25 protein-coding genes and 1 pseudogene are annotated in these 25,270 nt (G+C 44.4%); 7 read left to right on the top strand and 19 right to left on the bottom strand.

The window, feature by feature from the left end:
* Nucleotides 1-96 precede the first annotated feature (96 nt).
* Entirely contained in the window at nt 97-1,266 is a 1,170-nt protein-coding gene (locus tag H8S52_RS05615; RefSeq protein WP_016661411.1) for a mechanosensitive ion channel family protein, read from the top strand.
* Here H8S52_RS05615 and H8S52_RS05610 read toward each other — a convergent pair.
* Both H8S52_RS05610 and H8S52_RS05605 read right to left on the bottom strand, forming a co-directional pair.
* Nucleotides 1,263-2,348: an endonuclease/exonuclease/phosphatase family protein gene (locus H8S52_RS05610; RefSeq protein ID WP_370527558.1), complete on the bottom strand. Its 1,086-nt coding sequence runs from the start codon at nt 2,346-2,348 to the stop codon at nt 1,263-1,265. The two genes, H8S52_RS05615 and H8S52_RS05610, sit on opposite strands and share 4 nt — an antisense overlap.
* 32 nt (nt 2,349-2,380) lie before the next feature.
* The gene (locus H8S52_RS05605; protein WP_186909437.1) at nt 2,381-3,841 is read right to left on the bottom strand and encodes an aminoacyl-histidine dipeptidase; all 1,461 of its coding nucleotides are present in this window, start codon (nt 3,839-3,841) and stop codon (nt 2,381-2,383) included.
* Nucleotides 3,842-4,107: 266 nt separating this feature from the next.
* On the opposite strand from H8S52_RS05605, the gene H8S52_RS05600 reads away from it, so the two are divergent.
* Both H8S52_RS05600 and H8S52_RS05595 read left to right on the top strand, forming a co-directional pair.
* A complete protein-coding gene (locus tag H8S52_RS05600; protein WP_016661408.1) occupies nt 4,108-4,341 on the top strand; it encodes a hypothetical protein in 234 nt (77 codons plus the stop codon).
* A gap of 29 nt (nt 4,342-4,370) precedes the next feature.
* Nucleotides 4,371-4,970 carry an OmpH family outer membrane protein gene (locus H8S52_RS05595; protein ID WP_005654715.1) on the top strand — a complete coding sequence of 200 codons (600 nt, stop codon included), beginning with the start codon at nt 4,371-4,373 and terminating at the stop codon, nt 4,968-4,970.
* 150 nt (nt 4,971-5,120) lie between these two features.
* Here H8S52_RS05595 and H8S52_RS05590 read toward each other — a convergent pair whose 3' ends face one another.
* Nucleotides 5,121-5,594 carry a copper resistance protein NlpE N-terminal domain-containing protein gene (locus tag H8S52_RS05590; protein WP_005654717.1) on the bottom strand — a complete coding sequence of 158 codons (474 nt, stop codon included), beginning with the start codon at nt 5,592-5,594 and terminating at the stop codon, nt 5,121-5,123.
* A 42-nt stretch (nt 5,595-5,636) separates the two neighbouring features.
* Nucleotides 5,637-6,929: a hemolysin family protein gene (locus H8S52_RS05585; RefSeq protein ID WP_022103755.1), complete on the bottom strand. Its 1,293-nt coding sequence runs from the start codon at nt 6,927-6,929 to the stop codon at nt 5,637-5,639.
* 93 nt (nt 6,930-7,022) lie between these two features.
* Here H8S52_RS05585 and H8S52_RS05580 point away from each other — a divergent pair, with 93 nt between their 5' ends.
* Nucleotides 7,023-7,841: an alpha/beta hydrolase family protein gene (locus H8S52_RS05580; protein ID WP_186909436.1), complete on the top strand. Its 819-nt coding sequence runs from the start codon at nt 7,023-7,025 to the stop codon at nt 7,839-7,841.
* On the opposite strand, the gene H8S52_RS05575 is transcribed toward H8S52_RS05580, so the two are convergent.
* Together H8S52_RS05575 and H8S52_RS05570 are read right to left on the bottom strand one after the other, a co-directional pair.
* Nucleotides 7,842-8,675, bottom strand: coding sequence for a DUF4595 domain-containing protein (locus H8S52_RS05575; protein WP_186909435.1), 834 nt, complete (start codon nt 8,673-8,675; stop codon nt 7,842-7,844).
* A 29-nt stretch (nt 8,676-8,704) separates the two neighbouring features.
* Nucleotides 8,705-10,114 carry a S41 family peptidase gene (locus tag H8S52_RS05570; protein WP_186909434.1) on the bottom strand — a complete coding sequence of 470 codons (1,410 nt, stop codon included), beginning with the start codon at nt 10,112-10,114 and terminating at the stop codon, nt 8,705-8,707.
* A 191-nt stretch (nt 10,115-10,305) separates the two neighbouring features.
* Between H8S52_RS05570 and H8S52_RS05565 the strand changes: the two genes are divergently transcribed.
* Together H8S52_RS05565 and mnmA are read left to right on the top strand one after the other, a co-directional pair.
* Nucleotides 10,306-11,592 (top strand): O-acetylhomoserine aminocarboxypropyltransferase/cysteine synthase family protein, encoded by a 1,287-nt coding sequence (locus H8S52_RS05565; protein WP_186909433.1) that lies wholly within the window; start codon nt 10,306-10,308, stop codon nt 11,590-11,592.
* 73 nt (nt 11,593-11,665) lie between these two features.
* Nucleotides 11,666-12,763, top strand: a complete 1,098-nt coding sequence (gene mnmA, locus H8S52_RS05560; RefSeq protein WP_186909432.1) for a tRNA 2-thiouridine(34) synthase MnmA — start codon at nt 11,666-11,668, stop codon at nt 12,761-12,763.
* Here mnmA and H8S52_RS05555 read toward each other — a convergent pair.
* The 3 genes from H8S52_RS05555 to nhaC form a co-directional block, all read right to left on the bottom strand.
* Nucleotides 12,720-13,382, bottom strand: coding sequence for a response regulator transcription factor (locus H8S52_RS05555; protein ID WP_186909431.1), 663 nt, complete (start codon nt 13,380-13,382; stop codon nt 12,720-12,722). The two genes, mnmA and H8S52_RS05555, sit on opposite strands and share 44 nt — an antisense overlap.
* Before the next feature lie 88 nt (nt 13,383-13,470).
* Nucleotides 13,471-14,061 carry a DUF4251 domain-containing protein gene (locus H8S52_RS05550; protein ID WP_016661400.1) on the bottom strand — a complete coding sequence of 197 codons (591 nt, stop codon included), beginning with the start codon at nt 14,059-14,061 and terminating at the stop codon, nt 13,471-13,473.
* Between the two features lie 131 nt (nt 14,062-14,192).
* The gene (nhaC, locus tag H8S52_RS05545; RefSeq protein ID WP_117906318.1) at nt 14,193-15,614 is read right to left on the bottom strand and encodes a Na+/H+ antiporter NhaC; all 1,422 of its coding nucleotides are present in this window, start codon (nt 15,612-15,614) and stop codon (nt 14,193-14,195) included.
* A 164-nt stretch (nt 15,615-15,778) separates the two neighbouring features.
* Here nhaC and H8S52_RS05540 point away from each other — a divergent pair, with 164 nt between their 5' ends.
* A complete protein-coding gene (locus H8S52_RS05540; protein WP_005654731.1) occupies nt 15,779-16,852 on the top strand; it encodes a sugar kinase in 1,074 nt (357 codons plus the stop codon).
* A gap of 258 nt (nt 16,853-17,110) precedes the next feature.
* Here the strand turns inward: H8S52_RS05540 and H8S52_RS05535 are convergent, their stop codons facing one another.
* The 10 genes and pseudogenes from H8S52_RS05535 to H8S52_RS05490 form a co-directional block, all read right to left on the bottom strand.
* Nucleotides 17,111-17,743 carry a hypothetical protein gene (locus tag H8S52_RS05535; protein ID WP_005654735.1) on the bottom strand — a complete coding sequence of 211 codons (633 nt, stop codon included), beginning with the start codon at nt 17,741-17,743 and terminating at the stop codon, nt 17,111-17,113.
* A 117-nt stretch (nt 17,744-17,860) separates the two neighbouring features.
* Complete coding sequence (locus tag H8S52_RS05530; protein ID WP_186909430.1) at nt 17,861-19,057, bottom strand: MFS transporter; 1,197 nt, start codon at nt 19,055-19,057, stop codon at nt 17,861-17,863.
* A gap of 305 nt (nt 19,058-19,362) precedes the next feature.
* Nucleotides 19,363-20,517, bottom strand: coding sequence for an immunoglobulin-like domain-containing protein (locus H8S52_RS05525; protein ID WP_186909429.1), 1,155 nt, complete (start codon nt 20,515-20,517; stop codon nt 19,363-19,365).
* Between the two features lie 232 nt (nt 20,518-20,749).
* Nucleotides 20,750-20,926: pseudogene (locus H8S52_RS05520) on the bottom strand (GGGtGRT protein); the annotation flags it as partial.
* 166 nt (nt 20,927-21,092) lie between these two features.
* Nucleotides 21,093-21,683 (bottom strand): hypothetical protein, encoded by a 591-nt coding sequence (locus H8S52_RS05515; RefSeq protein WP_005832800.1) that lies wholly within the window; start codon nt 21,681-21,683, stop codon nt 21,093-21,095.
* A 193-nt stretch (nt 21,684-21,876) separates the two neighbouring features.
* Nucleotides 21,877-22,332, bottom strand: coding sequence for a lipocalin family protein (locus H8S52_RS05510; RefSeq protein ID WP_016661393.1), 456 nt, complete (start codon nt 22,330-22,332; stop codon nt 21,877-21,879).
* A 17-nt stretch (nt 22,333-22,349) separates the two neighbouring features.
* Complete coding sequence (locus H8S52_RS05505; protein ID WP_117667214.1) at nt 22,350-22,736, bottom strand: hypothetical protein; 387 nt, start codon at nt 22,734-22,736, stop codon at nt 22,350-22,352.
* 874 nt (nt 22,737-23,610) lie between these two features.
* The gene (locus H8S52_RS05500) at nt 23,611-24,282 is read right to left on the bottom strand and encodes a recombinase family protein (RefSeq protein ID WP_016661389.1); all 672 of its coding nucleotides are present in this window, start codon (nt 24,280-24,282) and stop codon (nt 23,611-23,613) included.
* Nucleotides 24,283-24,387: 105 nt separating this feature from the next.
* Nucleotides 24,388-24,834 (bottom strand): JAB domain-containing protein, encoded by a 447-nt coding sequence (locus tag H8S52_RS05495; RefSeq protein WP_118207216.1) that lies wholly within the window; start codon nt 24,832-24,834, stop codon nt 24,388-24,390.
* An 85-nt stretch (nt 24,835-24,919) separates the two neighbouring features.
* Nucleotides 24,920-25,270: DUF3871 family protein (locus H8S52_RS05490; protein WP_186909428.1), on the bottom strand; the 351-nt coding region annotated here is incomplete at its 5' end.

Genomic DNA, 25,270 nt, shown 5'->3' with positions numbered 1-25,270 from the left:
GGCTTGCTTTGTCCGCTTCTTTGAGGCAAAGGCGAATAAACATCTTTCCTTTGGATTTGTTATCCTTATCGACAGACTAATAAAAACAGAATGCTTATGGTGAGCTTAGGAAGCTGGATGAACGAAATCCTCATCGATTGGGGAGTAGACCCGAAACTTGCGAACATGTTTGACGAGACGATCATTGCCGTATTGATGATAGGCGTATCGATAGGGCTGGATTATCTGTGTCAGGCTATATTTGTAGGGGGGATGAAACATTATACAAAGCGTGCACCCCACCAGTGGAATACATTGCTAATGAAACGCAGGGTGGTGCATCATCTTATTCATATCTTGCCCGGTGTATTGGTTTACTTCTTATTGCCCCTGGCCTTTGTGCGGGGAAAAGAGATACTGGACTTCTCACAGAAAATATGTGCGGTGTATATCATTGCTGCCATACTGTTCACTATCAACGGCTTGTTGCTGGTGATGCTGGATGTATATAATGCAAGGGACAAGCAGAAGAACCGTCCGATGAAAGGGTTTGTGCAGGTTCTTCAGGTATTGCTGTTCTTTATCGGCGGCATTGTTATAATCGCGGTGCTGGTGAATAAGTCCCCGATGACTTTGTTTGCAGGCTTGGGTGCATCGGCGGCTGTACTGATGCTGGTATTCAAAGACAGTATTCTGGGTTTTGTGGCGGGGGTACAGCTTTCTGCCAATGATATGCTGCGTATCGGCGACTGGATACAGTTGCCCAATGGAGTAGCTAACGGTACTGTCGAGGAAATCACGTTGAATACTGTAAAGATCCGGAATTGGGATGAGACGATATCTACCGTTCCGCCCTATACGCTGGTCAATAACTCTTTCCAGAACTGGCGGGGGATGCAGGAGAGTGGCGGACGCCGGGTCAATAAAAATATCTATCTGGATATGACTACCCTGAAGTTCTGTACGCCGGAAGACTTGGATGCTATCCGTAAGAATGTACCTCTGATGGCGGATTATCAGCCCGCGGAAGGGGAAGTGCCCACTAACTCGCAGCTTTACCGTATTTATATTGAACGCTATCTGCGCAGCCTTCCGGTTGTCAATCAGGATATGGATTTGATTATCAGTCAGAAAGAACCAACCACTTACGGAGTACCCATACAGGTTTATTTCTTCTCCCGTAATAAGGTATGGAGAGAATACGAGCGCATTCAGTCCGATATTTTCGATCATTTGCTGGCAATAGTCGGCAAGTTCGATTTAAAGCTCTACCAGTATTCCGATTAATACAGTAGGCGGAACTCTGCCCATACGGGCAGGTGGTCACTGTATCCCCCTTGATATTTCATGCCGTAGTAGGTGCGGAAGGGTTGTTCGTCGCCGTATTTCCGGTCTTCGGTCAGAAGGAAAGGAGCACGGAACACACCGGCTTTCTCCTCTGCGGTGTATAAGGGAGAACCTGGCATCAGCAGGTTGCCGGAAAGAATGATATGGTCGAGCAGTCCCCATTCCCCCTGATATTTGTAGCTGCCGAAATGCTTGTTGTCAATGCCTTTTCTTGCTAAAAGATGGTAAAGCGTCCGGGAATCCAAAGAGTCCGTTTCTGTGGGCGGTATTCCGGCTTTCAGTATCTTCTGTATGGATTTGTTGTCAGGATAGTCGTTGAAATCTCCCATAATGATGATTTGAGGGCGGGTGCGGATCCGGAGCAGGCTGTCTGTTGTGTCTTTCAATCTTTGTGCCGCTGCCAGGCGGTACGGTTCGGACGCTTTTGCCCCGCCGGACCGGGACGGAAAATGCACGACAAATACGTCCAAAGTGTCGGAGTTTAAAAGCTGTCCGCTGACGTGGAGAATATCGCGTGTGGGGCGGCTGTTTCTGCGAGGTTTCATTACCGGATAGCTTCGGTTGGAAAGTAATTTGAAGATGCCTCTTTGATAGAGCAGCGCCACATTGATGCCCCGTTCGTCGGGAGAGTGAGTGATTACATAGCGGTAGCCGGCCTCACGCAGGACGGAGTAGCGGGTAAGGTCGCGTAGCACACTGTCGTTCTCCACTTCACAGAGGGCAACCAGTGCGGGTGGTGTCCATTTGCCTGCGGCAATGATGACACGTGCAATGGCATTCAGTTTCTTTTTGTATTTGGTATAGTTCCAGCGCCGGACGGCATCGGGCAGAAACTCACGGTCGTTTTTCAGGGTATCATGGCGGCAGTCAAACAGGTTTTCTACGTTGTAACCCATGATGCGGAAGGTAAGAGTATCTTTCTTCTCTTGCCCGTGGAGTGGAGCGGAAGTCAGGAAAGCAAGAAGCATCAGAGCGGATAGCGGGATAAAAAGAAGCGGAGCATGTCCTCTTTTGCTCCGCATTCTTTCTTTATATCTCCATTTATGTAAGCTCATCAATTCCTGGCAGGGATATGCTTCAATATATCAAGCAGGTGATCCCAGAACTTTTGTACAGTGGGGATAAGCATCCGTTCATCAGGAGAGTGTACTCCCTGCAGGGTAGGCCCGAAGGAAATCATATCCAAAGAGGGGTATTTGTCGAGGAATAACCCGCACTCCAGTCCGGCATGGATAGCCTTTATTTTGGCATCCACACCAAACAGACGCTTATATGATTCCGCCGCAATTTCCAGGATTTCCGAGTGCGGATTGGGTTTCCAGCCCGGATAGCCGTCGCCGAAAGATACGTTGGCTCCTGCCATTTCGAATACGGTACGTACCATAGTCGCAATGTCTTGTTTGGAAGACTCGATAGAGCTGCGCTGGCTTGTCTCGATACGGATGATGTTACCGGGTTTCATCTTTACGGATGCCAGATTGGTGGAGGTTTCCACAAGACCCGGAATGTCCTGGCTCATGGCATATACTCCGTGTGGAGCTGTGTAAAGAGCCTGTAACAGACGTTTGGCAGTGTCTTTGTCGATAGCTTTGGCACGGGGATTTTCCGATTCGAGGGTAAACTGCAAATCGGGGTCTGCTACAGCATATTCGGCTTCTGCCTGGGCGGCGAATACATTCAAGTCGGTACGCAGCGCATGCTTGTCGGCTTCGGGGATGGCTATAACGGCATGTGCTTCGCGTGCAATGGCATTGCGCAGGTTGCCGCCGTCGATTTCGCAGAGATACATATCGTACTTCTTGAAAGTCTGACTCAGGAAGCGGTTCAATAATTTGTTGGCATTACCGAGTCCTAAATGGATATCGCCGCCGGAATGTCCGCCTTTAAGTCCTTTTACCTGTACCTTGCAGCAGAAATATCCGGCAGGTACATCCACCTCTTTATAGGTGAATTCGGCTACGGAGTCTATGCCGCCCGCACAGCCGATGAACAATTCTCCCTCATCTTCGGAATCGAGATTCAGCAGGATGTCACCGCTCATGAAACCTTCTTGTAAGGCAAAGGCACCGGTCAGTCCGGTTTCCTCGTCTACGGTGAACAGGCATTCGACAGGTCCGTGTTCGATACTGTCATCGGCAAGGATGGCAAGTTCGGTGGCTACACCGATACCGTTGTCCGCCCCCAGCGTCGTACCTTTGGCTTTCAGCCATTCCCCGTCTATCTCGGTCTCGATAGGGTCGGTGAGGAAGTCATGCTTCACATCATTATTCTTCTCGCATACCATGTCTACATGCGACTGTAGCACAACGGTCTTTCGGTTTTCCATGCCCGGAGTGGCAGGCTTTTTAATCAGTACGTTTCCGGCTTCGTCCACCTTTGTTTCCAACTTATGTTTTTCTCCGAATGCTTTTAGAAAAGCGATAATCTTTTCTTCCTTTTTGGAAGGGCGCGGTACCTGGCAGATTTCCTCGAAATAGTGGAATACGCCAGCCGGTTTCAAATCTTTTTTTTCCATATCTTAATAGTTTATAGCAGCCAGGATACAAGTGAAGCGTATCCTGATCTTCTGTTATCTTGTACAAATTAACCTCTTATTGCTAAATATGGTTAAATTAATTGGCTATTTTATTTCCCTTTCTCTTTTTTTAGAGTAAAAAAGGGTGCTTAGTCCAACCAAAGCCCTATATTTGCACCCACAAAACAGTGCTGATAAAAGTAAAAACAAATTCCAAATGCTTTTTATCGGACGATATTCTGTTTTGTGCAACAAATTTAATGGAAATGCTTGGTACATTATTGATAACTTTGTTAATAGTTGCTATTTGCATTGTTTTATTGGGCGTGAAGGTCTTTTTTGTGAAAGGCGGTAAGTTTCCTAACGGACATGTCAGCGGTAATAAGGCGATGCGTGATAGAGGAATCGGATGCGTGCAGTCGCAAGACAGGGAAGCACAGAAGAAAAGCCGCTTCTCTATCGATGAACTGGAGAAAGCCTTAAACGATAGTATGAACTAAATAAACTAAAAACAATATTTTTACAAATTATGAAGAGATTAAACTACCTCGTAAACGGTTTGGCAGCTCTTGCACTAATCGTTTTATTTTCTCAATGCGCCGGTAAAGCGGATAATCAGACGACTAATGCATCAGCACAGGCAGCCGGACTGTCCGGAATGAAAATTGCTTATGTAGAAATAGATACGCTTTTGGCAAAATATAACTACTGTGTCGATTTGAATGAGGCAATGGTGAAGAAGAGCGAAAATGTACGTTTGACTTTGAACCAGAAAGCCAAAGACCTCGACCGTCAGAAACAGGAATTCCAGACAAAAGTTCAGAACAATGCTTATCTGACGCAGGAACGCGCCCAGCAGGAGTATAACCGTATTGCCAAATTGGAACAGGATTTGCAGAACTTAGGTAATAAGTTGCAGGCTGAACTGATGAGCGAGAACGAAAAGAACAGCTTGCAGTTGCGTGATTCTATCAATGCTTTCCTGAAGGAGTATAACAAGACTAAGGGTTACAGTATGATTATCAGCAACACCGGTTTTGACAATCTGTTGTATGCCGACAGCATTTATAACATTACCCGTGAAATTTTGGACGGTCTGAATGCAAGATACTCTTCTCCGAAGAAATAAGTCGGAATATAGTTGCGGGATATTCTGTTAGCTTGGTTGATATAATGAGTTAAGAAGATAACCGTAATAAGTTTATATCATAAAGAAAGGAAGTTAATGTCATGCTTGGCATGAAGTTAACTTCCTTTTTTATATTCAGTGGCAACTGTTTTACTTTACCTGTACGATATCATAATTCAAATCGCTTACAGCTTCTTGCAGGCTATCGTTTACCAGTCTTAATGTAGTATCGTTTACAACCACGAAGTACACGGGAGAGTCACCGTTGTCGGGAGTCAGCTTATAGGCGGTTTTCTTATTATTGTTAACGTCTTTCTGAATAACCTGACGTTTCCCTTTGGAGGTAAAGGATGTGTTTTTTCCCTGTCCTTCCGCATCCAGATAAGTTGTGACCAATGTATAGCCGCTTTCACCGTTAGGGCCTACACTGTCTACACTCAGCACATACTGGATACCCGGACCGTCGGCAGCTGGAAGTATGCCTTCGTAAACGGCTACTGCGGAAGAATCGTTGCCGGCAACAGTCATTACGCCTTCGTCCATGGTGTTGTTGTTTTGATTTCCTTTTGATTGGCAGGATACCAATGCAGCGGCAATCGCTGCAATCATCATTACTTTTTTCATTGCTTTAATGGTTTAAATTAATATAAAGAGACGCCGGTGGCGTTATTCTTCATCATTCCGTTTAATAACGAGCAGTTTGTCTACTCTGCCGCGGTCCATATCCATTATTTCAAACTCCAGGTTTCTGTAGCTGAAAATGTCACCGGCTTTCGGGATGCGTCCTATAAGGAACATGGCGAGCCCGCTTAAAGTGGTAAAGTCCTCTTCCTTCAGGTCATCATAATTCAATATCCCCATTGCTTCCATAAAGTCATCTATATTCATCGAAGCTTCTACCAGCATGGAACCGTCGGCTCTGGTCACTATTTCCTCTTCTTCCGTTTCGTTCTCTTCCAGAATATCGCCGAAGATACTTTCCGTCAAATCATGCAGAGTGATAATGCCTTCTGTATTGCCATACTCGTCTACAACAACTCCGAACTTGTTTTTGTTCTTCTTAAATAGCTCTAAAACCTTTTTGGCATACAAACTTTCGGGAATAAACAAGGGCGGACGTGCAATTGTGCGAAGATTGAACGGTTGCTCACCACCCAACATCAGGATAATATCTTTTACAGAAACAACACCTATGATTTCGTCCTTGCCGTTTTCCACCAACAGATATTTGCTGAAGTGCTCTTCCTGGATAATCCGAAGCACTTCTTCTTGCGTGTCGGAGGGGTGCAACACGATTACATCGCGGCGGTGCGTCATCAGGTCGTTGGCACGTTTGTCCGAGAAGCGGAAAACATCACGCAGCATTTCGGTCTCTTCTTTGTCGATAACGCCCTGCTCGGAACTTTGATGCAAAATCATTTTCAGTTCTTCCTGTGTCATCTGCCGTTCTTCCCCGTCTTTCATGCCGATAAGCTTGTTTGTCAGTTTGGTTGAAGCACTGAGGAGGCAGACAAACGGATAGGATACTTTTGTCAGGATAATCATAAAAGGACTGAGCAGGGTGGCATAGCGTTCCGGATTGTTCAGTGCCATTGATTTTGGAACCAGCTCTCCGATAATGAGCGACAAATAGGTGATAACGGCTACTGTAGTAACCATTGCCAGGTCTTTGGCATACAATTCCAGGCCGGGAATCATGGCAAATAGCGGAGTTACATCATCGGCTATGGCTACGCCGCCATATGCACCTGATATGATACCAATCAGCGTAATGCCGATTTGAATGGTAGATAGAAATTTTTCGGGCTCTTCCAGTTGTTTCAAAACCCCTTTTGCACTTTTGTTTCCTTTGCTTACAAGAGTCTCTAAGCGTGCTTTACTTGAAGATACTAATGCAATTTCGTACATGGCAAAGATGCCGTTCAGGATAAGTAGAAATAGAATAATGATAAATTCCATGTTTGGATTACAAATTGTTTGTGTACAAAGATAATGTTTTTTGGATATTTATTATTAATATTGCCGTTCCTTAAGAAGATTAAACAAAATAGCATGAAAAACAAACTTTATCTGTTCGTATTCTTATTGCAAGTGCTGGCTTTAAGTGTACATGCCGCACGTGTAGACACTGTGTTTGTAAAAAGTCCTTCGATGAACAGGGAGGTAAAGGTGGTTTATATCCTTCCGGATAAGGCCGTTGCCGGAAATCCGCAAGCTTGTCCGGTAATCTATCTGTTGCACGGTTATGGAGGCAACGCACGTACATGGATTGGCGTCAAGCCGGAGCTGCCTCGGGTTGCCGATGAAAAAGGCGTAATATTCGCATGTCCCGATGGTAAGAACAGTTGGTATTGGGACAGTCCCCGGAATTCCGCTTATCGTTATGAAACTTTCATCTCTTCGGAACTGGTGAAGTATACGGATGAGCATTATGCTACGATTCCCAAGAAGAGTGCGCGTGCCATCAGTGGTTTGAGTATGGGTGGACACGGTGCGTTGTGGAATGCCATCCGCCACAGCGACATATTCGGTGCGGCGGGAAGTATGAGTGGCGGAGTGGATATCCGTCCGTTTCCTGATAACTGGGAAATGAAGAAGCAGTTGGGCGAGCTTGCCGCCAATGAGGCGGTATGGGATAGTCATACGGTAATCAATCAGGTTGATAAACTGAAGAACGGCGATTTGGCTCTGATTGTCGATTGCGGTGAAAGCGATTTCTTCCTTGATGTGAACAGGAGTCTGCACAAAAGGTTGCTGGAGTGCAAGATAGACCACGATTTTATAACACGTCCCGGCGGTCATACCGGTACGTATTGGAATAATTCCATAGATTATCACATTCTGTTTTTCTGCAAATTCTTTAGCAGATGATTACTCAATCACATAGCTTACGGTACGGGTATAATCCGTGCCGTAACTGTTTATGACCTCTTTGCAGGAAGTCATGAGATTGCGTTTGTCAAAAGAGAAGATATAATTGGTGACCTCTTTATTTCCATCGGGGATAATCCGGTCTATTAAAATAGGAAACGGCTCTCCCAGGAATTTCCCGTATAGAGCGGCTGTATGTAGCGAAAGCGGATATAATTCGGCAAGAAACAGGCAAGGAACTCCTGATTGATTATTTATTCCGTCATTTGCCGGGGTGGTAGCCGTATATGCCTGCTCGTAAGTATCTGTCTTTTGTAGGATGCGCAATGCCTGATAGTTGCCGTAGTCTATGTCGATGGATGCGTGTACGCCGTCATTGATGCTTTCGGTTATGTTGTTCAGGTAATATTTACCTTCCGGAGCGGTGAAATACGAGAAAGTATAGGTGCGGACCGTACCGTTTTCCTGCCGTGTACATGAGGTGGCGTATCCTTTGTCGTCCAGGGTATAGACTGACACATTGCCGAAATTATCCGTTACTACAGCCTGATGTTCACTATAAGTTACTGATGCTGCGTTTTCAATGCACATCGGTTCGCCTTGAACCGAATAACTTTGTACGATAGTACATCCGGTCAATTGTCCCTGACTGTATGAGTAGGTTTGAGTGGTGGTTACTGTAGGTACTCCCGCTTCATAGGCACTTTTTTCCGATAATTGAATTTTGGAAAAGGGTACGGCAGAGCGGTTTCCGTTGATGGTAGAGTCATTATTGTCTTCACAAGCTGTCATTACTGTGAGTACAACCGACAATGCAAAGACTATTTTTCTCATTATTTCCGTTGTTTAATTCATTGTTTCTGCTATTTGACAATCAACCCCTTGCGCAGGTTCTTTTGAGTGGTGAAACTCCGGACTATGGCAGTGCCTGTTTTTGGGGTCGGCAACTCGACAATTCCAGCTATGACTTGCAGGGCTGTATGGAGCAAAATTTCGTCAGGCTCGCCTAAAGGCAGATAGTATTGCAGGTAGGATGTTTCGTTGATAGCAATATCCGGCTTAAAGCCTGCACTATAGTCCGCTTCTCCGTTGGAGTTGAATACTTCGCATACGACCGGACGTACCGCCCAGGGGTATTTGGGATTGATGAAAGTTTCCGTAGCCACGTATTCTCCTTTGGTTGTCTGTCCGATGAGCACTACCTTCATATAGGGTTTCAGGCAGTTAATAAGCATTTCCGCTGCACCGGCAGTGGTTCCGCTTGTGATGATATAAACGGTGGGCAGATTCAGATTGACTCCGCCTTGCAAAAGTTGGGAGTCCAATATCAGGTCACGGTTTTGGGCGCTTTGCTTATCATTATATTGCAAGAAAGCAAAAGGACTTTCCAATTTATCGGCAGGTACAAGGATATCTGCGAGAAGTTGCACGCATTCCATTTCTCCACCGGAATTATAGCGGAAGTCGAGTACGAGATTATTAATGCCGCGTTGCTTGCATTCTTGGGAGAAAGCACGTAACTCATTGTTGTACTTCTCACTCTGTTCCGCAGTGCCGGCAGTGAAAGAGTTGTATGCCAGATAGGCTATCTTGTAATCAGTGCCTTCCAGTTGTATAAAATTAGTGTCATAAATGGCGCTCTCCGTTACCGGACGGACTGCCGGGAGTGCAACATCTCCTGTTTCCTGTATGATTCCTACCTCTTTATCTTCTTCTTCGTTCTCTCCGTTTTCCGTATCCCCCTCTGTGTCGCCGTTGTTCTCCTCTTTTACTATCACATACTTTCCGATGCGCAATGTTCGTGCACCGCCATCTATAAGCCTTTCTTCCGTCTTTTTGGTGATGGAGTCACCGTCGACAAGCATTATCCAGTTGCCGCGTTCCAGTCCGGCATCCTCGGCGGGAGAGTTGTTTGCCACGTATGATATGAGGGCAGTATAGGTTGTGTCGCTGGTAGCCACTTTATATAATGTGTAGTCAAAACCATAACTTGGCAGCGGCGTATCCATTATTGAATCGACGGTGGAAAAACCTTTATCGTTTTTTGATAAGATACTCTTTAAGAAAGCGTCCGGAGCCTGAAAATAGTTCAGACTGTTGGCAGCCGGAATATCCTCGTACCATAAGTAGACTTCCCGCATCAGGCTGTCCATCCACAGGTCGCGCCCTGTCAGCGGATAGTATTCTTTCCAGCGGTCTTCTCCGCAGGAAAACAGGCTTGTCAGTGCAAGGAGTCCCAGTAAGGGAAAATATAATAGCTTCCTTATCTTCATCAGTCTCTATATCATTTGGTTTTCGTCCGCAAAAATAGCGAATACTTCTTGTATCTACCACAAATATGGTATAAAATTCCCTATTGTATGTCATAGCTTGCTTGGTTTTATCCCTCTATCTTTGCAACATCCGAGTATAAATCGGGGAGGATTGGAAACAGGCTTTTATCCTCTCATAAATACAACTGACAATGGACACAAAGAATTTACATTTTGAGACACTGCAACTTCATGCAGGACAAGAACAGCCCGACCCCGCTACAGATGCGCGTGCCGTACCTATTTATCAGACTACTTCGTATGTATTCCGCAACTCGGCACATGCAGCCGCCCGCTTTGCGTTGCAAGAGCCGGGGAATATCTACGGCAGACTGACGAATCCCACACAAGGAGTATTCGAGCAACGTGTTGCCGCCCTTGAAGGCGGTGTTGCAGGGCTGGCGGTTGCTTCCGGTGCAGCGGCTGTGACCTATGCTTTCGAGAATATTACGCGTGCAGGTGACCACATCGTAGCCGCCAAAACCATTTATGGCGGAACATACAATCTGCTGGCGCATACATTACCGGCTTACGGTGTCACGACCACCTTTGTTGATCCGAGCGATTTATCCAACTTCGAGAAAGCTGTTCAGGAGAATACAAAGGCCGTATTTATCGAGACATTGGGAAATCCTAACTCCAATGTTATTGATATTGATGCTGTTGCCGAAATCGCTCATCGTCATAAAATCCCTTTGATTATCGACAATACATTCGGTACTCCTTATCTGATTCGCCCTATCGAACATGGCGCTGATATTGTGATACATTCCGCCACAAAATTCATTGGCGGGCATGGCACTTCTTTAGGCGGTGTTATTGTAGATGGCGGCAAGTTCGATTGGGTTGCTTCCGGTAAATTTCCGCAACTGACCGAACCCGATCCGAGCTATCATGGCGTGCGCTTTACCGATGCGGCAGGTGCGGCTGCATATGCTGTCCGTATCCGTGCCGTTTTGTTGCGTGATACCGGAGCTGCCATCAGTCCTTTCAATGCCTTTATTCTTTTGCAGGGTTTGGAAACACTCTCTTTGCGTGTGGAACGCCATGTGGAGAATGCGCTGAGAGTGGTGGAGTTTTTGAAGAATCATCCTAAAGTGGCGGCCGTGAACCACCCGTCTTTACCAAATCATCCGGACCATGCGTTATACTGGAAGTATTTCCCGAAAGGAGCAGGTTCCATCTTTACCTTTGAGGTAAAGGGTGGAGAGAAGGAAGCTCAGACATTTATTGACAACTTGCAGATATTCTCATTATTGGCAAATGTGGCAGATGTAAAGTCGCTTGTCATACATCCCGCTACTACCACCCATTCGCAATTGAATGAACAGGAATTGGCAGAGCAGGGCATCAAGCCGGGAACGGTACGCCTTTCCGTCGGGACAGAGCATATAGATGACTTGTTGGATGATTTGTCCCAAGCGTTGGAGAAAATTTAAGTCCGGAACAAAAGAGCATTTCGTCCGATGAAACCATTTGTTCGTCGGATGAAATGTTAGATACATTATTAATATGAATATTGCCGTTTTATTATCCGGGGGTGTTGACAGTTCGGTTGTCGTACATCTCCTTTGTGAGCAAGGTCACCGTCCCTCTCTGTTTTATATAAAGATAGGAAAGGATGATGCCGAGTATATGGACTGTTCGGCAGAGGAAGACCTGGAGATGGCTTCTGCCGTAGCGCGCCGTTACGGTCTTTCGCTGGAAGTCGTCGATTTACATCGGGAGTACTGGGATAATGTAGCCGCTTATGCTATTGAAAAAGTTAGCCGCGGGTTCACTCCGAATCCGGATGTGATGTGCAACAAGCTGATTAAATTCGGTTGCTTTGAACAGCTGGTCGGCAGGCACTTCGACTTTACGGCAACCGGACATTATGCTACTACCGTTCTGCAGAATGGAAAGACCTGGCTGGGAACAGCCCTCGACCCCGTAAAAGACCAGACGGACTTTCTTGCGCAGATAGACTACCTGCAAGTGTCCAAACTGATGTTCCCGTTGGGCGGACTGATGAAACAGGAAGTGCGCGATATTGCTTTGAAAGCTCAGTTGCCCAGTGCCCGAAGACGGGACAGTCAAGGAATCTGTTTCTTGGGACGGATTAATTATAATGACTTTGTCCGTCGTTTCCTCGGAGAAAAGGAAGGCCGGATTGTTGAGTTGGAAACGGGAAAGATACTGGGTACGCATCGCGGTTATTGGTTTCATACTATCGGTCAGCGTAAAGGCTTGGGCTTGAGTGGCGGACCTTGGTTTGTGGTTCGTAAAGATACGGACGAGAATGTAATTTATGTGTCGCACGGATATGATACGGAACTGCAATACGGACATGAGTTCAGTATGCAGGATTTTCATTTTATTACGGAAAATCCGTGGGAAGGCATTAAAGATGAGATTCCGGTTACGTTCAAGATACGCCATGCTCCCGGATTTATCGGCGGCAGGCTGTGGCAGGACGAAACAGGCTATCGTATTGTTTCAGATGAGAAGTTGCAGGGCATAGCTCCCGGCCAGTTTGGCGTTGTATATGATGAGGCTGCCAAGCTTTGTATCGGAAGCGGGGAAATCAGATATAGTACTCCACCAAATCCACAATGCCCGCTTTCATAGCATATTTCGTAGCTTCGTGGGCATTGTTCACATTCAGTTTTCTGAAGATGTTTTTCCGGTGGCTGTTCACGGTATGGAAACTGAGGTTTCTTTCGGCTGCTATTTCTTTGGTCGTTTTTCCTAATGCAATCTCTTTCAGAATACTTCTTTCGGCAGGCGTCAGCAGAGCGTTTTGCAGAGCGGGGTGGGGAGCAGCTGACTGGTTATTTCCCGAGAGTAATAAGTTGCTGACGTGATTACATATAAAGCGTTCCTTACGTGAAGCGCATTGCAGTGCTGTGAGTATCTCTTCTTTGGAATTATCCTTCAGCACTACTCCGAACGCCATGCTGCTGAACAATACTTGTCGCAGAAAGCCGACGCTCAGTTCGTCGGAAAACAGTAACCAGTCCGCTGTTTTGAAGCGTTCGTGCAATACAATCAGTTCATCGGCGCCGGTAAAGTCAAACAGTGTATAGTCCAATATAACCACCGCTTCGGGATGTAACCGTAGCTGTTGTATAAGCTCCGCTTTATTGTCGGCTTCCAGCAGCAAGGCGGTGTCTTTCTGTTTGCTCAACAGAAACATCATGCCTGCTTTGGTTATATCTTGATTGTCCGCGATGATAAATTCTCTCATGATGAATATAATATATAAAACTCCGCTGCAAATGTACACTTTTTAAGCGACTTGCAGCGGAGTTGAGAATATATATATTGTAATAGGCCTACCAGGAACGTCCCTTAAAGATATTCGATTGGTTCAACGGCAGCAGGCTGCCACTTAAAGTCATAGTATTGGAGTTGAAGTTCGGGCTGATGGTAACGGTTGCATTATTGCCGCCGTTGGTCAGCGTAAGGAATATCTGTGCGGAGATGCCGATACCCTGGATGCTGAAATTGCAGTTGATGTTGCCGCGTTTGTCGGTAGACATTTTCATGTCCGATACCGTTCCGTCCACTGTTACGCCGCCGATACCGTTAGGACCGGGATAAACCGTGTTGAAAGCCACCTGTACCGTACCGCGTGCCTGATTTACCAATACGAAGTTTGTGTTGGAAGTGACGAAAGCCGTCTGCCCGTTGCGGAACATTACCTGGTTGGCTTCCAATACAAACTTCTGTGCTTTCAGCGCTGCTACGGCATCATCGTAGGAAACAGCGTCGGCTGCCTGCTGTTCCGCTTTCAGGCGTGCGCGCTCTGCGTCTCTTTGGGCTTTGCGGTCTGCACGGCGTTGTGCGTTACTCTCTTGTGCATACACGGTGGTTGTCACCATGCTCGTCAATACTAATGCTGCTAATGCAATAAACTTTTTCATACTTAATTTTTGTTTAGGTTTAAATTATATTGTTCGTTATAAGTTTATTGCAAGAACAATGCCCATCCGCGATTGTTCACTCTCTTTTTTAATTTTATGAGATTTAAGGAGCCGGCGGCGGGGCTATGAAGTTATTTCCTTCTCACTATCTTATATCCGATTGCCGCAACGAGTATGCTCATCAGCGGGCTGATGAGGTTGAAGAAACAATAAGGGAGATAGGTCAGTGTGGGTACGCTCAGAATGGTGGCCTGAGTCATTCCGCACGTGTTCCACGGGATGAGGGCTGAGGTTACGGTAACGGCGTCTTCCGTGGTGCGGCTCAGCAGGCGGCTTTCGTATCCTTTCTTCTCGTAGATGTTGCTGAACATGTTTCCGGTAAGGATGATGCTGATGTATTGGTCGGCTGTGGCAAGATTGAGAAATATTCCCGAACCGACGGTGGATGCTACCACACTGACCGTATTCTTCATGAACCGGACGAATACGGAAGTGATGCTTCCCAGCATGCCGCTTGCCGTCATTGCTCCACCGAAACACATGGCGCAGATAATGAGCCATATCGTGTTCATCATTCCCGCCATGCCCCGTGTGGCAATCAGCTCTGTCAGCATGGCACTGTCACTTTGCAGGCTGGTACTGCCGTACAGGCTCATCATTGTTCCTTCAAACAAATCATTGTTTCCGGAAATCTCATGCAGCAGTTCGGGCTGGAATATAATGGCGAAAGTTGCAGCCAGCAGCGTGGATAGAAACAGGGTGATGATAGAGGGTACTTTACGTGCAATCAATATCCCCGTAACCACCGGAACAATCAGCAGCCACGGCGTAATGTGGAATCTGGCATTCAGCGATGCGGTAAACTCGGCTATCTGCTCCGTACCGCTGGTTTCGCAGGCAAATCCCATTACCGTAAAGATAACCAGCGTAATGACGAGCGACGGAATGGTGGTAATCATCATGTAGCGGATATGGCGGAACAGCGGAGTGTCCGTGACGGATGCGGCAAGTACCGTTGTATCCGACAGCGGCGATACTTTATCGCCGAAATACGCTCCCGAAATAATGGCACCTGCAATCCAGCCCTCTTCAAACCCTTGCGCCTTGCCTATTCCCAGGAGGGCGATGCCGATAGTGGCGATGGTGGTCCACGAACTTCCCGTCATGATGGACACCAATGCGCAGATAACGCAGGTGGAGGTGAGGAAGAAGTCCGGATGTATAATCTGCATTCCGTAGTATATGAGAGTAGGGACTACTCCGCTAATCATCCATACGCCGCTCAGCGCACCGATAATCAGCAGTATGATAATGGCGGAAGTCACTCCCGCCACATTGTTGGTAATGGCTATTTCGTAATCTCTCCAGGGAATCCGGTAGAAAGCTACGCCTATAAAGACACAAACGGCTGTGGTGGTGAGCAGGGATATCTGGCTTCCGCCGCTCAAAGCGTCACTGCCGAAAGTGCGGATGGTGGCAAACAGCATTCCTATTAAGAGGACGATAGGGAGAAAGGATACAAGAGGAGAAGGAATTTTCTTTGTTGTACTCATGCGATAATCTTACTGTAAATATGACGTGACAAAAATACAACAAAACTGCCTAATACCTTTCTATTTTCCTTTCCTGCCAATAAATATTATCAATTCTTTGCGTTTACTTGGAATTTTGATAGTATATTTGACTTCCCATTGATGCTTTTGAATATATAAGACTTATGAAAAAGAAATCCCTTTCCACCGATAAGAAAGTCGTTACTTTCGGTGAAGTTATGCTACGGCTTACTACGCCCGGTTTCCGCCGCTTTTCGCAGACTAATGAATTTATTGCTACATATGGTGGCAGTGAGGCTAATGTGGCAGTGTCTTTGGCGCACTTCGGCATTCCTACGGAATTTGTTACCCGTCTGCCCGATAATGCCGTGTCGCGTGCATGTATCAATTCGCTTCGTGCCAGTGGGCTGGGGACGGACGGCATTGTATTTGGCGGTAAACGTTTGGGATTGTATTATCTGGAATGCGGCGCAGCTTTCCGAAACTCCAATGTGGTGTACGACCGCGAGGGTTCTTCTTTCGCCACGCTTCGTCCGGGTATGATCGATTGGGAAACCATTTTTGCCGATGCAGGCTGGTTTCATTGGTCGGGCATTGCTGCCGCCCTTTCGCAAGAGGGAGCCGACGCTTGCCGGGAAGCGCTTGAAATAGCCGACCGTATGGGGCTTACCATCTCGTGTGATTTGAATTTCCGCAAGAAACTTTGGAACTACGGTTGTACTGCTGCCGAAGTGATGCAGCCGTTGGTGCAGTACAGCGATGTCATTTTCGGCGCAGAACCTGAGTATCAGGAGATTCTCGGCATACAGCCCGTAGGATTTAGAGCTGTTGATACCGCCGATGTTTCTTTTGAGTCTGATTTGCCATCTTTCGAGAAGTTCGGACAAGAGGTGGAGCGACTTGTCCCACGTTGTCAAAAAGTGTTTCTGGAATTGCGTAATTCCATAACATCCAATCATAACGTGCTTGCTGCTGTTCTTTATTCCGACGGCACTTTGAAGCATACAGGCATTTATGATATTGAACATGAAACAGACCGTGTAGGCGCTGGTGATGCTTTTGTGGGTGGTATGATATACGGTCTGATCACTTATCCGGATGATGACCGGAAGGCATTGGATTTTGCTCTTGCCGCTTCCGCATTAAAAAATACCGTTTATGGAGACTTCAATCTGGTGACGGTGGATGAGGTGGAAAGCCTGATGAATGGAAATACATCGGGACGAGTATCGAGATAAGAAGAGGAAATATCGACAGACAATAGCCCCTTTCGCTGTTCCGTATGAGGGGGTCAAAATACATTTAATGATTTCTTTTAGGTACGGAATTACACGGATTTCACGAAAAAAGAATAAAGAAAATCTGTGTTTTCCGTGTAATTTGTGTTTCCGTGAATTCTGTGTAATTCCGTGCCTAAAAAATCGTAAGCGAATTTTAGTTTTGACATACCCTCTTAAAAGCGAAAGGGGCTTTGGGGTGTGTTTTTCAATAGCTGTTTATACTTCTGCCGCAGTTTCCGTTGCTTCCGGCTGTGCTTCTGCCGTCAGGTTGCGGTAAATGACAGCGGTACATCCAAGTGCTGCCACAGTGTATACAATGGCAATGATGAAGAGAAGGAGCATTGCAAATCCGCCGCTTGCTATGTTGAAGATAATCATCATAAGGACATAGAAAGCCAGTCCCAACAGGAATGATACGCCGAAGATAGTCCATTTGTAACCGTAAGTGGCTTTGTTGCTTCGAATCATGGCTTCGCCCGGAGCCACGCCTTTATCGAGTAAGATGTAGATTGCGAGCGACCAGCCTATGGATATGATGATCCCCGGTATAATCATGAAAAACAAGGCGGGAATAATGGCAAGGTACATCAAACCTATCAAGGTGAAATATTCCCCCATGTACTTACGGTATTTCCCGTCGAAGATGAATAAGGGGGAAATAACCTTTCCTTTGCTCAATTCAATGGGAATGGTGTTCATAGCGATGGTTGTGCCTACATTCAGGTAAGGAATCCAAATAGTGAGCAGCCAGAGAACAGTAGCTCCCAACATGGATACTGCATTTTTAATGCCTAAGCCGATACCTTCGGAAAGAACTCCTGTCACTGTGATTTTCTTGTGTGTTTCCATAATTAGATGATTTTAGATAAATGTTTATTAATTAAATCTGTATTCGACAAATGTATAATAATTATGGAGAAAATCAAAGCAATTTGAAATTTCTTTTGCGTTTTCCATGAAAAAATATCAAGGGAATAGGGCATGCTGTTGCTCTTTGTGGCAGATGGTAATCAGAAGAGACAGCAGGGTCAGCACCGTGCCTATGCCTGCTACTCCTACCCAGCCCCAGGTCTGCCAGCAACTGCCGGCGAGGAAGGTCCCCAATGAACCGCCGGTGAAATAGGTTGTCATGAAAATAGTGTTTACCCGGTTGGATGCCGAAGGGCATATATCGAAAATGCTCGTTTGGTTACTGAGCTGGATGCACTGCATGCCGATATCTATCAGTAGCACGCCGGCAATGATGCCGGCATAGGTGTTGCCGCAGAAGTAGAGCAATGCCCATGCCAGTAGAATCAGACCGCAGCCGATAAAGTTGAAGTTGCGTATTCCTACTTTTTTCACATATTTCCCTACGAGGGATGCGGTAGATGCACCTGCTATTCCGCATAGTCCCAAAATGCCGATAACATCACTGTCGGCATAGAACGGGGCTTGTCCCATTTTGAATGCGAGGCACGACCACATCGCGAGGAAAGAGCCGAATGCAATGCCTGCGCGTATGGAGTAGATGCGCAAAGACGGATAGTCTTTGATAAGGGAGAACAGGGATTTCATCAAATCGCCGTACTTTCCCTGGAATGTAGGCTGTATGTCCGGCAGTATTTTCAGCACGGCAATGGCGCACAGCATCATCATGCCTGCCGCAATGAAGTACATTTCGCGCCAACCCAGCACTTCGCCGACAAACCCGCTGACGACGCGCGAGGCGAGTATGCCGGTGAGCAGACCGGATATGACGATGCCTACGTTGCGTCCTTTATTCTCCGGACGGGAAAACTGGGAAGCTATCGGCACGAAGATCTGCGGTATCATGGAGCAGATTCCGGTGATGAGCGAAGCTCCCCATATGATGTAGATGTCGGGGGCCGCACCTATGGCGATGAGCGAGAATATCAATAAGGTAAAGTTTGTCAGGATAATCTTTTTCCGCTGGTAGAGGTCGCCCAATGGCACGATGAACAGCAAACCGATAGCATAGCCCACTTGCGTTATCATGGCGATAAGGTTGGTTTTGAACTCGGACACGCCCAGCTCGTGGCGTATTACGTTCAGTAAGGGTTGGTTATAGTACAGATTGGCTACAGAGACACCTGCCACGATAGCAAGCGTCCAGAGTATATGTGCCGGGAGCCCTCCGTTTTCCTTTAATTCCGTTTTCATGCGGCAAAGATAGTGAAAGGCGAGAGCAGAGGCAAGTGAAAACACAGTTTTCAAACTTGACTGTGCCGAGCCGCATTCTATCTTAATATAAAGATAGTGAAAGGAAAATAGATGTTTTGCCAGTTGGAATTTTTGTTTCCTGTAGCGAAACTAAAAGTTTCATGCTGAGGACTAATAGGTTATACTTCGTTTTATCTGTTACTGTGTATAGTTTTTGTTTTCTTATAACAGGTATATAGGCGTGACAGATACTTGTAAGGATATTAATCTGTCTAAAAAACAGTAATGGTTTTATGCTATTATTTTTATTCAATCTTGAATTCTGCTGCCATATACCACTTCTTATTTGTACCGTTAAATTCAACTTCCTTGTAAACCCGATATTGACCGGAAGTATTGTCATTGAACAATGGATAGAGTTTGGCTTTGAAATGGTAATCACCGTCAGGTTTCAATATAATGCCAATGTCGTGTACCAAACTGTTGTCATGTAATGGTATCCATTGTTCTCCCTGTTTGCGTGCTACAAAATAATATTCGCCAAAGAATAAATTTTGTTGGCTCAAGTTCTTGTTGGTTAGTATTACATTTACACTTTCTGTTCCAATCGGGTAAACAGGCTTCTCGGTTTTCATGCTTATTTGCAGTGTGTCGGTATATGCTCTTTGTGTAAAGGGGGAAGGTTTGCGTACTGCTCCATAGTTAATGGCAGAATAGTTAAGCATCTCCTTTCTGAATAATTTTTGAAAATGAATGGAATTATTAATCAGATCCACAAAGATTGAATCACCGCGCATACCAGAGCCATAAATATTCTGTGATGAAATTGTCTTGCCATTCCAGGAAGCGGCATCCATCTGTTTTCTCAGCCGTTTGGCTCCGGCTTCACCAACTAATTCAAACTCTGCATAAGCAACTTGGGCGTTTCTGTTGAAAGTTTTGTAGATACGATATTTGCCAGCACGATTAGGAACTTCGGAAGTATAAAGCTTGATTGTCTGTTCTCCCGAAGGATATTCAGGGTCTAATATCCAAACTATATCTTCAATGATCGGGTCGGTCGGCAATGTTTCCCATTGTCGTTTATCATTATTGTAATAGGTAAGGCTGTAATCGTTTCCACACATATACTCTTGTTGGGAATAATTGGTAACGGTTAGTTTCACTTCTGTAGTTGACAGTGGATAATAATCGTATTCTGTCTGCATGGAAAGTGAAGTAGGGCTGACGGCTTCTCCTGTAGGAATATCACGCGGAACAGGTTGCAGGACAAAGGATGTTGTTTCCGATGGTTGTTCTTGTTCTTCTTCCGTTGGAATAGGTTTAGATTTAAAAATACTGTCTGGATACAACTCTTCTTGTAATAGGATGCTGTCTGCTTCATTTTCTTGCCCTTTCTTAGAAGTAGTGGAATGGCAAGAACATAGGGTTATTAGTAATAAAAATAATATCTGTTTCATAGTGCGTATGTAGTTATTCGTTTAACACTAAGATACCAAAGGCAAAAATAATAAAAGCACAACTCATTAGCAATCTGAATTGCGCTTTTATTTTATTGCCATCATTCAATCACCGCCTATTATAAGAAGAAATGAGTATCAGAATAGGGAGATAAGTATTGTAATGGATATAAAATAAAAATCCCTATAACCATTACAGTTACAGGGATTTATATATTAGTAATGTATTATATTACTTATTCAAGGCAGTAGCTACGTCAACCGCACAAGCCACTGTACATCCTACCATCGGGTTGTTACCGATACCGAGGAATCCCATCATTTCCACGTGAGCAGGAACTGATGAAGAACCAGCGAACTGAGCGTCTGAGTGCATACGCCCCATAGTGTCCGTCATACCGTAAGAAGCAGCGACACAGCATCCCTGTAAGTATTTGCAAGCTGTTATTAATCAATACTATAATAGCAATGGGTAAACTCCTTGTTAGTAAATAAAAGAACGAATTATCAAAAAGGGCTGCATCATGGGCAAATGCCTATGCGTTACCCTTTAGATGAGAGTACTCCTAATGGAGTTAAGACCGTAATCTAATTTGCGTGTCAATGAAGTATAAATCTCCGTCTATGCCATAAAGTACATTATTGGGAACTGCATCAAACACTTCATAATCCGAATTATGGTATTCGTCGTAATAGTCCATTTCAAAGCCTAATGCTTGCATATAAGCAGCTATCTCGTCTTCCGTAGCTTCTCGTTCAGCTAATATATAAGGTTGTACGAGAACTGCGCAAAATTCTTGCTGACTGTTATAAGCGAAGCCTATCATTTGATAAGGCACATTGCCAAAGAACTTGTTATGTGCAGCAATGCGGATGAAGAAGTTCTCTAAATCATCCCCTGCGTACTCAAAGTTATTTAATTTTACAACAGACACATTACCATCATGGAACACTTCATTCTCACCACCTCTATCCATATAAGTAATATTGAGGTGTGATAAGTCAATCCATAGACCATTGTCATTGGCAAACTTTATCAGTTCTTCTGTTTGTCTTCTCTTATAGCCCTCTGTTGATTCAGTTTCTCCTGCTGCTTCCTTACTTCTTCTGGCGATGCAGGTCGCTTGCTCCAAGAGGCTATTGATTGACGAGTGCGTTCTATCCATTCTTTGTGAAATTCGTTGATGTATTCCATAATTTGTTTGATTATGAGTTTAAGACAAAGGTAATCATTCCTCTTTTAATAGCAATGCTTTGGTTGTTATATTCTTGCGAATGGGGTGTTGTGGAACATTCTATAAAAGAGAAGCAGCATAAGAGTTCCCTCAAATGCTGCCCTGCCTTAAATTAGTTTGGCAATTAGTTAATCTTCTTGTAGGTGGTCGTAGTAATATCGTCTAACTCTAAACCACCGTCATCCGTATTATCCCAATCCTCAAAGGCGAGAACCAATTTATTAGCTGTAAGCTCATTGATAGTAAGGACATCCGAATAACCGTCATCGTAAGAGATAGTCAGCTTATTGCCTTTCAAAGACCAGCGACTTGTTTCTGTATATCCACCGTCCGCATAGCCTTCTGTACAAGTACCGTCAGCTTTGAACTCTCTTAAGCCATTGGTGTAGGCTTCATCAGAGGTAACCACTTCCTTGCCATTCTCCACTTTGTGAATCTTCTCCCAAGTGGACTGCCATTTACCTATAAGGTTGGCTTGGTCAATGATTGTCTGTTCTTCTTCATCATCGCTACAAGCTGTAAAGTTTACAGCTAACATGACCATTAACAAGGTCATTCCTAAGAATCTTAATGTTCTCATTGTTGCTAAATTGGTTATTATTTACGTTTATAAATTACTATATCACTATGTCCGTTGTCGTTAAGGTATAGTTCCTTTTCTGTTATCTTAACTACTGTGTAAATGGTATTCTCCTCTCCCCAATCAGTTGTATAGTAAGTAACAAACATATATCTGTTAGGGAAGTACTCAAATGTACCGTTTAGAGTTTCATTCTCACTTATTTCTGTATAGGTGTCGTCTTTGTTAAAGGTAAGTGTTTCACCCTCTGCTTCACCTGTTCCCTGCCAAGTACCAAGCAACAACTCCAAAGTATTGTCTGGCTCTTGTTGAATAATTTCGTTCGTAACATCATCGCCACAGGAACTAACTCCCATGCTTAATGCAACCAATAATGAGGCTGCTAATAATCTAAATGTTCTCATTGTTAATTAAAATTTAATCTTTAAAACTGCACATGATAATAACTATAATAAATCCTCCAATGAATAGGCCTGCTGTAAAAACTGAGAATATATCCATATTGTTAAAGTGATGATATAATGTAGTATATAATAACAATGACGATAATTCCTATTATTATTAATGGTAAGTTTTTAATGATTGCAGCTCCTAAGAAGCAAATTAAAAACAGTAAGCATATTAGTGCAAAAATTAGAATGAACCAATCTTTCGCTTTCATATTTGTTGACTTATTCTGCTCACCTGTTCCCTACGATAAGCTGTTATAAAATAAAAAGGTGTGGGAACGTACTGTCTTATCTCATTCTCAGGCTCTCGCATTGCCTTTGGTACGGATAAAACAATAGCCCACACCATAAGATAATATCTAAGCCCAAAGATTGGGTAGGTATATATCCATGATGTGGCGCTACTGCTATCATCTTCGTACCGTTGTCAAATTTGCGAGATTTGAGAATGGAAGATAATTTCAATAACACCTTTCGTTAAATATGTCCTTCCAACTCCTTGACGCATCAGTTCATTGGAATTGGTGCAAAGATAGCGAAAGGTTCTAAATTAATAGGCATGAAGTGAGGATTAATAGTAACTTCCATGCTCTCAAACATGGTCTGAACGGGATATTTAATAAGATTTGCATCCATACTCTGTAAATCCATGCGGGTATCAAAATGGTAATTCCCCTTATAAGAAGTGAATTTTAGAATTTGTTACCCACATGGATTTATAAAGCTAAAGTCAATTTCTCCGACTGAATTTAGAGGCAGGACAAACTTGGATTGGGGTATATAAGACTAACCTTGCTCTAAATTTGTCCTGCCTTTCAAAGTGATTTCACTACATCAACCCTGCTCTGACAAGTAATCTCTTGACTTGTGTAATCTGAAACTTGCATCCCTTAGATGTAACAAAGCCTTGCTCATTCAACAGACAAGTCATTTCAGATAATGATTTGCCTTGCATTGACAGCGACCGTAACAGTGCTATCGCTCTCATGTTATTTGGATTGTTATCTGCTTTAGCCTTGTTGGTAATGATACTATGTTGAACAGCTTGTTCAAATTTACTCATCAAGTTCTCCGATTTACCGAGCCTTACACCCCTTGCTTTTTTGGCTTGAAGTGACTGTTTGGTTCTCTGACTGATTAATCCTGCTTCATATTCGGCTATGCTGCTGATGATATGCAGAATTAATCTGTTGGCTTGTGGAAAGTCACAGAACACAATCTCAACATCACTCTCCAACAGCTTGGAAGTAAACGCTACATTTCTTGATAGTCTATCCAATTTGGCTACAATCAGAATAGAGTTGGTTTTCCTGCACATCGCCAAAGCTGCAAGAAGTTGAGGTCTATTAGATTTCTTCCCACTCTCCGTTTCAATGTACTCAACAAGTATAGGCTGGTTCTTCACATGGTTGTGTATAATCTCTCGTTGTGCTTCTACACCAAGACCTGAGATTTGTTGCTTCATGGTGGATTGCCTTAGATATGCTATGTATGTCTTCATAATTCACAATTATTAATAGTTGGTTACAAATGCTGAACGAACATTCAGCTTATGTAAGTAAGGACACCCAACTTAAAAATTGAATGTCCTTTTCAAGATGATACGCTATAACTGTCCTTCATCAGCGAAGCTGTAATATCCTGCATCTGTAAGTATGAGGTGGTCTAAAACTGTAATTCTCATAAGTTGGGCTGCATCCTTGACTTGCTTAGTAATCTCCATATCCTGCCTGCTTGGTTTCAGATTACCGCTTGGATGATTATGTGCAAGGATAATGGCTACTGAATTGGTGAGCAATGCAGCTTGTAGAATTACTCTTACATCAGCACAAGTTTCAGTAATTCCACCCTCTGATATAAGAGTGTAACCTAAAACTTGCTTGGCTTGGTTAAGAAACAGTACTTTGAAGTATTCTTTGTAACAGATTGTACCCTCCTTATAGGTAGGAAGCAAGTATTTATAAGCATCCTCTGAACAAGTTACTTGATGCAGACTTTTAAATTTTGGTTTGTAGGACAGTTCCACTTCACCCACAGTATAATCTATATCCATAATGTACAATGTTTAATAAGTTGGTAGAAATAAAGAAAGGACACCAACTTAATGATGTCCCTTCCTCTCTCAATCAACAATCCACTCAGCCCAAGAACCAAGCGTATTCACTATCTCCTAATTTGGCACGTTGAATGCCTTGTACAAACTCTGTACAGTTAAGATTCCTCTCCAAGAAGTTATCAATGTAACTTGACTTTACAGAACCATTGAGCAGGTTTAAGAGCTGCCAGCCTGTAATGCTGTCCCCAGTACTCTTGAAATTCACATCAGAAACGAATGCTCTACAAGCTGCATTAATTTGACTGTCTCCCAGCAATAGACGAGGTAAGCGTTTCTGTTGGTTGGGTGTAAGAGCTTGATATAATCTCATCCTGCCTATTATCTGGCAGAACTCACTCGTTGAGATTGACATCTGCCCAAGTGTCCTTAACAG

This window comes from Bacteroides sp. NSJ-48, from assembly GCF_014287405.1.
Classification (GTDB): domain Bacteria; phylum Bacteroidota; class Bacteroidia; order Bacteroidales; family Bacteroidaceae; genus Bacteroides; species Bacteroides stercoris.
The sequence above is the reverse complement of the archived record's forward strand: the minus strand, read 5'-3'. Positions and strand labels throughout refer to the sequence as shown.